The organism is Polaromonas sp. P1_E3 (assembly GCF_056405935.1).
Window position 1 is genome coordinate 1 of sequence record NZ_JBFUBD010000141.1, and the last position, 6,745, is coordinate 6,745.

Sequence of the window (6,745 nt, forward strand, 5' to 3'; positions counted from 1 at the left end):
CCTCGACGCGGTGATCGACAAGCTGCGCGAAGCCGGCGCCGTGGTGACTGCGGGAGAGGGCTTTATCCGCATCCAGGCCAGCGGCCGCATGAAGGCGCAATCCTTCCGCACGACCGAGTACCCCGGCTTCCCGACCGACATGCAGGCCCAGTTCATGGCGCTGAACGCCATCGCGCAGGGCAGCAGCACGGTGACGGAGACGATCTTTGAAAACCGCTTCATGCATGTCAACGAGATGGTGCGCCTGGGCGCGAAGATCCAGATTGACGGCAAGATCGCGGTCATGGAAGGCGTTGAAAAGCTTTCAGGCGCCACCGTCATGGCGACCGATTTGCGCGCCTCCGCCAGCCTGGTGATTGCCGGCCTGGTGGCCGAAGGTGAAACCATGGTGGACCGCATCTACCACCTGGACCGCGGCTACGACCAGATGGAAGCGAAATTGCGCGGAATYGGCGCCGACATAGAGCGAGTCAAAGCATGATCACCTTAGCGCTCTCCAAGGGCCGCATCTTCGACGACATCCTGCCGCTGCTCAAAAGCGCCGGCATCGAGGTGCTCGACGACCCGGAAAAATCCCGCAAACTGATCCTGGACACCAACCAGCCCGGCCTGCGCGTGGTGCTGGTGCGCGCCACCGACGTGCCCACCTATGTGCAGTACGGCGGCGCCGACCTCGGTGTCGTCGGTAAAGACACACTGATCGAATCCGGCAGCCAGGGCCTGTACCAGCCGCTCGATTTGCAAATCGCCAAATGCCGCATCAGTGTGGCCGTGCGCGAAGGTTATGACTACGCCGCCGCCGTGCGCCAGGGCTCGCGCCTGAAAGTGGCGACCAAGTACGTGGCGATTGCCCGGGACTTTTTCGCCACCAAGGGCGTGCACGTCGACCTGATCAAGCTCTACGGCAGCATGGAACTGGCACCGCTCACGGGCCTGGCCGACGCGATTGTCGACCTGGTCTCCACCGGCAGCACGCTCAAGGCCAACCACCTGGTCGAGGTCGAGCGCATCATGGACATCAGCTCGCACCTGGTCGTGAACCAGACCGCGCTCAAGCTCAAGCAGGAGCCCATTCGCAAGCTGATCGACGCCTTCGCCGCCGCCACGGCGGCACCTTGAATTTTATGCTATGAAATTAATAGCTGCTCCCGCTCGACTGTCAACGGTTTCGACCGCATTTGATGCTGAATTCAAGGCGCGGCTGCATTGGTCCGCCGACACCGATGCGGCCATTGAGCAGCGCGTGGCCGACATCCTGGCCGATGTGCAGCAGCGTGGCGATCCGGCGGTGCTGGAATACACCGCGCGGTTTGATGGGCTGGACGTCTCCTCCATGGACCAGCTCGAACTCACCCAGGCCGAACTGAAAGCCGCGTTCGACGCCATTCCCACCGCCCAGCGCGATGCCCTCGAAGCCGCCGCACGCCGTGTGCGCAGCTACCACGAGGCCCAGAAAAAGGCGAGCGGCGAAAGCTGGAGCTACCGCGATGAAGACGGCACGCTGCTGGGCCAGAAGGTCACGCCGCTCGACCGCGTGGGCATCTATGTGCCCGGCGGCAAAGCCGCTTATCCCTCGTCAGTGCTGATGAACGCGATCCCGGCCCACGTCGCCGGTGTCGGCGAAATCATCATGGTCGTGCCCACGCCCAAGGGCGAGAAGAACGCCCTGGTGCTGGCTGCCGCCTATGTGGCCGGTGTCACCCGCGCCTTCACCATTGGCGGCGCACAGGCCGTGGCTGCGCTGGCCTATGGCACGCAGACCGTGCCCAAGGTCGACAAGATCACCGGGCCGGGCAATGCCTATGTGGCGAGCGCCAAGAAACGCGTTTTCGGCACCGTAGGGATCGACATGATCGCCGGCCCATCCGAAATCCTCGTGCTGGCCGACGGCAGCACGCCCGCCGACTGGGTGGCCATGGATTTGTTCAGCCAGGCTGAACACGACGAACTCGCGCAAAGCATTCTGCTGTGCCCCGACGCCGCTTATATCGATGCCGTGCAAGCCGCGATTGACCGCCTGCTGCCTGAGATGCCGCGCGCCGAGATCATCGCCAAATCCCTCACCGGCCGCGGCGCGTTGATCCACACCCGCAGCATGGAAGAGGCCTGCGAGATCAGCAATCGCATCGCCCCCGAACACCTCGAAGTCTCCAGCCGCGACCCACACAAATGGGAGCCACTGCTCAAGCACGCCGGCGCCATCTTCCTGGGCGCTTACACCAGCGAATCGCTGGGCGACTACTGCGCCGGCCCCAACCATGTGCTGCCCACCAGCGGCACGGCGCGTTTCAGCTCACCGCTGGGCGTCTACGACTTCCAGAAACGCTCCAGCCTGATCGAGGTCAGCGAAGCCGGTGCGCAAGTGCTCGGCAAGATCGCTGCCGAGCTGGCCTATGGCGAAGGCCTGCAGGCGCATGCGCGTGCGGCCGAGATGCGGCTTTCCAAGCCCGTTAAGTCGTAAATGACAAGCATCGGATCGCTGAATTTTGTTGCGGCATGCATGGTCCTGGCAGGCTTGCAAGGCTGCGCGTCTGTGGTGCAGCCCTCCGAGAAGCCATCCAATGCGATTGAGCTTTCAGGCGTGATCTCTGAAGTGTCTGCATCGCCCTACCATGGTTTGAGTTCGGTTCAGCAAGGTAGCGCGACGCTTGCCGGGGGCTCTGCTGGCGTCATGCTGGCCAACGCCATCGGTGCGCAGCAGGGCAATCGTGACGTCAGCTCCATCCTGGTGAAGGTTTCGAGCGCCTTGTCGCTGACGCTTCCCGTGAGCGGTACTTTCCAGCCTGGGGAGTGTGTGAAGCTTTTTGTAGATCCCATCTTCCGCGAGCTGTTGAACCGCAAGGATGTGGCCAACATGAGCATGCCCACGGGCTCAGCTTTTGTGCAGAAAAGCAGCTGCTGACCGAGCCGGCATTCACAATACCGCCAGATACAGTCAATTTACAGACCATGAAACAGGCAGACACCGCACTGGCTCCCAAGCTCAAAAAACTGATCCGTCAGGACGTGCAGTCCATGCACGCCTACGCCATCCAGGAGTCGGCCGGCATGGTCAAGCTCGATGCGATGGAAAATCCGCACCGCCTGCCGGCATCGCTGCAGGCCCATCTGGGCCAGCGCCTGGGCGCGCTGGCGCTGAACCGCTACCCGGATGGCCGGGTGAATGATTTGCGCAAGGCCCTGGCTGACTATGCGCAAATGCCCGAAGGCTTCGACATCATGCTGGGCAATGGTTCGGACGAGTTGATTTCACTGCTGGCCATGGCCTGCGATGTGGAAGGAGGCTCCATATTGGCGCCGCTGCCGGGCTTTGTGATGTATGCCATGAGCGCACAGCTGCAGGGGCTCAAATTCATCGGCGTGCCGCTGACGGCCGACTTCGAGCTCGACGAAGCCGCCATGCTGGCTGCCATCGCGGAACACCAGCCGTCCATCATTTACCTGGCCTACCCGAACAACCCCACGGCCAACCTGTGGGATGACGCGGTGATTGAAAAGATCATCCAAGCCGTGGGCGAGCAAGGTGGCCTGGTCGTCATGGACGAGGCCTACCAGCCGTTTTCCAGCAAAAGCTACATCGACCGCATCGCCCGGCACAGCCATGTGCTGCTGATGCGCACCCTGAGCAAGTTCGGCCTGGCCGGTGTGCGCATCGGCTACATGATGGGCCCGAAAGCCCTGATTGCCGAGATCGACAAGGTGCGTCCGCCCTACAACATCAGTGTGCTCAACTACGAATGCGCGCTGTTCGCGCTGGAGCACCAGGGTGAATTCGCCGCCCAGGCTGCGGAGCTGGTGGCCCAACGTGCTGTGTTGCTGGAGGCGCTGGCCGGCATGGCGGCCAGGGGTGTTAAAGCCTGGAAAAGCGACGCCAACATGATCCTGGTGCGGGTGCCCGACGCCRCCAAAACCTTCGAAGGCATGAAATCGCGCAAGGTGCTGGTTAAAAACGTTTCTAAAATGCATCCATTGCTGGCCAATTGTTTGCGCCTGACGGTCGGCACCGCGGACGAGAACGTGCAAATGCTGGCGGCGCTTGAAAAATCCCTATGACCACCCCTACCCACGCTCCCCGCATTGCCGAGGTTTCACGCAACACGGCTGAAACCCAGATCACCGTCAGGGTCAACCTCGACGGCACCGGCCAGGCCAAGCTGTCTACTGGCATCGGTTTTTTTGACCACATGCTCGACCAGATCGCCCGCCACGGCCTGATTGACCTGGACATCCAGGCCAAAGGCGATTTGCACATCGATGGCCACCACACGGTGGAAGACGTGGGCATCACGCTGGGGCAGGCGGTGGCCCAGGCTGTGGGCGACAAAAAAGGCCTGCGCCGCTACGGTCACGCCTATGTGCCGCTCGACGAGGCGCTGTCGCGCGTGGTGGTCGACTTTTCGGGCCGTCCGGGCCTGGAAATGCACGTTCCCTTCAAGAGCGGCATGATCGGCACTTTCGACAGCCAGCTTGCCTACGAATTCTTCCAGGGCTTTGTGAACCACGCCTTTGTGACCTTGCACATCGACAACCTCAAGGGTGAAAACGCCCACCACCAGGCCGAAACCGTGTTCAAGGCGTTCGCCCGCGCGCTGCGCATGGCGCTGGAGATCGACCCGCGCGCCGCAGGTGTGATTCCATCGACCAAGGGTTCGCTGTAACCCCTCTGCCCTCAACGCCGGGAACACGCCTCATCCTTGTTTTAATGCCTGTTTTTGCCTCCAGACCAATGGTGGCGGGCGCAAGCAGCTATTAAATTTATAGCAAATTACCTTTCGACTTCCAATGGCAAAACCCAAAACAGTCGCCGTGGTCGACTACGGCATGGGCAACCTGCACTCCGTGTCACAGGCTGTTCGCCATGTGGCGGGCGGCAGCGGCTTTGACGTGCTGGTCACCTCCCGCGCCGAAGACGTCATGGCGGCCGAACGCATCGTGCTGCCCGGTCAGGGCGCCATTGCCGACTGCATGCGCGAGCTGGCCGAATCCGGCATGCTCGAATCCGTGCTGCATGCGGCCGCCAACAAGCCGCTGTTCGGCGTTTGTGTCGGCATGCAGATGCTGCTGAGCCACAGCGACGAAGGCGAGCCCGGCGACGGCGGTGTGGGCACGGCCGGCCTGGGGCTGATCCCGGGTGAAGTCATCAAATTCGAGCTGGCCGGCAAAATCCAGCCTGACGGCAGCCGCTACAAAGTGCCGCAGATGGGCTGGAACCAGGTTTACCAAAATGGTGCGGCCACGGCCAGGGCCCACCCGGTCTGGGCTGGCGTGCCCGACGGCGCGTACTTCTATTTTGTACACAGCTTTTATGCCCGGCCGTCGGATGTGCACCACATCGCGGGGGAGGCCGACTACGGCGCGCGCTTTACGGCGGCGATTGCACGCGATAATATTTTTGCCACCCAGTTCCACCCTGAAAAGAGCGCCGACCACGGGCTGGCCCTGTACCGCAATTTCCTGCACTGGAATCCCTGAATGCCTTGGGTCAGACCCGGTACCGGGGCGTCCGGCTTTTTGTTACCCTGAGCGTCCGTTTTGTCTTTTACCGTTTTACCGTCTTTAACCGCACATGCTACTTATCCCCGCGATTGACCTGAAAGACGGTCACTGCGTCCGCCTCAAACAGGGCGACATGGATCAATCCACCATCTTCAGCGAAGACCCGGCCGCCATGGCGCGCAGCTGGGTCGACAAGGGCGCGCGGCGCCTGCACCTGGTGGACCTGAATGGTGCCTTCGCAGGCAAGCCCCGCAACGAGGCAGCCATCAAGCAGATCCTGGCGGAAGTCGGCAGCGAGATCGATGTGCAGCTGGGCGGCGGCATCCGCGACCTGGACACCATCGAGCGCTACCTCGACGCCGGCCTGCGCTACGTCATCATCGGCACGGCTGCCGTCAAAAACCCGGGCTTCCTGCAGGACGCCTGCACGGCCTTCGGCGGCCACATCATCGTTGGCCTTGACGCCAAGGACGGCAAAGTAGCCACCGACGGCTGGAGCAAAATGACCGGCCACGAGGTGATCGACCTCGGCAAGAAATTCCAGGACTACGGCGTCGAATCCATCATCTACACCGACATCGGCCGCGACGGCATGCTGACCGGCATCAACATCGACGCCACCGTCAAGCTGGCCCAGGCGCTGACGATTCCCGTGATTGCCTCCGGCGGCCTTTCGAACATGGCTGATATCGAAAAGCTGTGCGAGGTCGAGGAAGAGGGCGTGGAGGGTGTGATCTGCGGGCGTTCGATTTACAGCGGCGACCTGGATTTTGAGAAGGCGCAAGCCAGGGCCGATGAGTTGAATGGCTAGTCCATTGAGCAAGCGCCAGGTTCCACTTTGGGGCGTCATTCTCACGGTGGGGTTGAGCGTAGCCGCCGTGTTGGGGTACGTGGCCATTGAATACGGCTTCTCGGCCTTACCGGGTTTTTTGCTGTTTTGCCTGGTGTTGGCGATAGCGGCTCCCTTAATCGCGTTGTTTTCTGCGTCCTAACCCATGCTCGCCAAACGAATCATCCCTTGCCTTGATGTAACCGGCGGCCGCGTCGTCAAAGGCGTCAACTTCACCCAGCTGCGCGATGCGGGCGATCCGGTGGAGATCGCCGCGCGCTACAACGAGCAGGGCGCCGACGAACTCACTTTCCTCGACATCACCGCCACCAGTGATGGCCGCGACCTGATCCTGCCGATCATTGAAGCGGTGGCGTCGCAGGTCTTCATTCCGCTGACGGTCGGCGGTGGTGTTCGCAC

At 62.0% G+C, this 6,745-nt stretch carries 8 protein-coding genes and 1 pseudogene; all 9 read left to right on the forward strand.

Annotated features, from left to right (window positions below):
* Positions 1-481, forward strand: a pseudogene (locus tag AC1D0Z_RS13960) (UDP-N-acetylglucosamine 1-carboxyvinyltransferase); the annotation flags it as partial.
* A complete protein-coding gene (hisG, locus tag AC1D0Z_RS13965) occupies positions 478-1,119 on the forward strand; it encodes an ATP phosphoribosyltransferase (RefSeq protein ID WP_477658828.1) in 642 nt (213 codons plus the stop codon). The pseudogene AC1D0Z_RS13960 and the gene hisG, both read left to right, overlap by 4 nt.
* Positions 1,120-1,129: 10 nt before the next feature.
* Positions 1,130-2,461, forward strand: coding sequence for a histidinol dehydrogenase (hisD, locus tag AC1D0Z_RS13970; protein ID WP_477658829.1), 1,332 nt, complete (start codon positions 1,130-1,132; stop codon positions 2,459-2,461).
* On the forward strand, positions 2,462-2,902 hold the full coding sequence (locus AC1D0Z_RS13975) for a hypothetical protein (RefSeq protein ID WP_477658830.1): 441 nt from the start codon (positions 2,462-2,464) through the stop codon (positions 2,900-2,902). It begins immediately after the preceding gene.
* Positions 2,903-2,949: 47 nt separating this feature from the next.
* A complete protein-coding gene (hisC, locus tag AC1D0Z_RS13980; protein ID WP_477658831.1) occupies positions 2,950-4,053 on the forward strand; it encodes a histidinol-phosphate transaminase in 1,104 nt (367 codons plus the stop codon).
* On the forward strand, positions 4,050-4,658 hold the full coding sequence (hisB, locus tag AC1D0Z_RS13985; RefSeq protein WP_477658832.1) for an imidazoleglycerol-phosphate dehydratase HisB: 609 nt from the start codon (positions 4,050-4,052) through the stop codon (positions 4,656-4,658). Before hisC ends, hisB begins: the two co-directional genes overlap by 4 nt.
* Before the next feature lie 124 nt (positions 4,659-4,782).
* On the forward strand, positions 4,783-5,472 hold the full coding sequence (gene hisH, locus AC1D0Z_RS13990) for an imidazole glycerol phosphate synthase subunit HisH (protein ID WP_477658833.1): 690 nt from the start codon (positions 4,783-4,785) through the stop codon (positions 5,470-5,472).
* Positions 5,473-5,566: 94 nt separating this feature from the next.
* Positions 5,567-6,307: a 1-(5-phosphoribosyl)-5-[(5-phosphoribosylamino)methylideneamino]imidazole-4-carboxamide isomerase gene (gene hisA / locus AC1D0Z_RS13995; RefSeq protein ID WP_477658834.1), complete on the forward strand. Its 741-nt coding sequence runs from the start codon at positions 5,567-5,569 to the stop codon at positions 6,305-6,307.
* Positions 6,308-6,491: 184 nt separating this feature from the next.
* On the forward strand, positions 6,492-6,745 hold a 254-nt coding region (locus AC1D0Z_RS14000; protein WP_477658835.1), incomplete at its 3' end, for a HisA/HisF-related TIM barrel protein.

Coding starts and splice junctions, on each gene's coding strand:
- hisG (WP_477658828.1), top strand. CDS start 478: ATGATCACCTTAGCGCTCTCCAAGGGCCGCATCTTCGACGACATCCTG.
- hisD (WP_477658829.1), top strand. CDS start 1,130: ATGAAATTAATAGCTGCTCCCGCTCGACTGTCAACGGTTTCGACCGCA.
- AC1D0Z_RS13975 (WP_477658830.1), top strand. CDS start 2,462: ATGACAAGCATCGGATCGCTGAATTTTGTTGCGGCATGCATGGTCCTG.
- hisB (WP_477658832.1), top strand. CDS start 4,050: ATGACCACCCCTACCCACGCTCCCCGCATTGCCGAGGTTTCACGCAAC.
- hisH (WP_477658833.1), top strand. CDS start 4,783: ATGGCAAAACCCAAAACAGTCGCCGTGGTCGACTACGGCATGGGCAAC.
- hisA (WP_477658834.1), top strand. CDS start 5,567: ATGCTACTTATCCCCGCGATTGACCTGAAAGACGGTCACTGCGTCCGC.